The 1471-nt window shown below is 68.0% G+C and carries 2 protein-coding genes; both read left to right on the forward strand.

All coding sequences use genetic code 11. The features are described 5' to 3' along the window. Nucleotides 1–859: sugar kinase (locus FJ980_RS31370; protein WP_140547409.1), on the forward strand; the 859-nt coding region annotated here is incomplete at its 5' end. Continuing rightward, nucleotides 856–1471: class II D-tagatose-bisphosphate aldolase, non-catalytic subunit (locus tag FJ980_RS31375; RefSeq protein ID WP_140547410.1), on the forward strand; the 616-nt coding region annotated here is incomplete at its 3' end. The genes FJ980_RS31370 and FJ980_RS31375, both read left to right, overlap by 4 nt.

Consider the following 1471-nt stretch of genomic DNA (forward strand, 5'->3'; position numbering starts at 1 on the left):
CTATCCGAGCGGGGCGCCGGCGATCTTCGTCGACCAATGCGCCAGGCTTGGCGGGCGGGCCGGCATCATCGCCTGCGTCGGCGATGATGATTTCGGCAGGATCAATGTCGAGCGCCTGCGCCGGGACGGTGCGGATGTATCGGCCATCGCCGTCAGCCCAGACTATCCGACGGGCAGCGCCTTCGTGCGCTACCGTGAGGACGGTTCGCGCGACTTCGTCTACAATATCGGCAAATCGGCCGCGGCGCGGGTCGGCTTGACCCCTGAGGCCAGGGCGCTGCTGGCGCGTTCAGGCCACCTGCACGTCATGGGCACCGCACTCAGCATTCCCGCCATTTGGCAGGTGCTCGACCATGCCATCGATGTGGTCAAGGCGCGTGGCGGAAGCATCTCGCTCGATCCCAATCTTCGCAAGGAACTGCTCGGCCATGGCCAGACGCGCGAGCGCTTCGCGCGGCTTCTCGACATTGCGGATCTGATCCTGCCGTCGGGTGAGGAACTCCACACCGCTTCGGGCAACGACAATGAAGCCGACGCGCTCGCCTCGCTGTTTGCCCGCGGCGCCGGCGAGGTCGTCGTCAAGCGCGGCGCGTTGGGCGCGTCCCTGTTCGGCGCCGACGGCAGCCGCGTCGAGTCGCCCGGCTTCCTGGTCGAGGAGATCGATCCGACCGGCGCGGGCGACTGTTTTGGCGGTGCCTACATCGCCTGCCGCAGGCTCGGCATGCCTGCCGTGACCGCGCTCGATTACGCGAATGCGGCAGGCGCGCGCAACGTCACGCGGCAAGGCCCGATGGAAGGAGCCGGCACGCGCGCCGAACTCGATCTGTTCATTGCCAACACGCCGAGGCGACGCCCGTGACCGATCCATTGCTGAAACTTGCAAATTCCCGGCGGCGGGGCGCGGCGGAAGGCATCACCTCCGTCTGCTCGTCCCATCCGGTCGTGATCCGGGCCGCAGTGCGCGACGCCGCGCTGTTCTCGCGGCCGCTGCTGATCGAGGCGACCTGCAACCAGGTCAACCAGTTCGGCGGCTATACCGGCATGCAGCCCGCTGACTTCGTCGCGGCGGTGACCGCTATTGCAGGCTCCGAAGGCCTTGCGCCCGAGCGGGTCATCTTCGGCGGGGATCATCTCGGTCCCAATCCATGGCGAAAGGAAGATGCCGGCGCGGCCATGGCGAAGGCCGAGGACATGGTGTCCGCCTATGTCCGGGCCGGTTTCCGCAAGATCCATCTCGATGCCTCCATGGGATGCGCGGGCGAGCCGGCGGCGCTGGATGACGCTACGATTGCCAGGCGCGCCGCCCGCCTGGCGCGCAAGGCCGAGGACGCCGCCAGCGGGACCGACCGGCCACTCTACGTGATCGGCACCGAGGTTCCGCCGCCGGGCGGAGCGGATCATCTCATCGGCGAAATCAGCCCCACAAGCCTGTCCGCGGTCCAGCACGCACTGGCGGTGCATCGGCTGATCT

Source organism: Mesorhizobium sp. B1-1-5 (genome assembly GCF_006443065.1).
GTDB lineage: Bacteria > Pseudomonadota > Alphaproteobacteria > Rhizobiales > Rhizobiaceae > Mesorhizobium.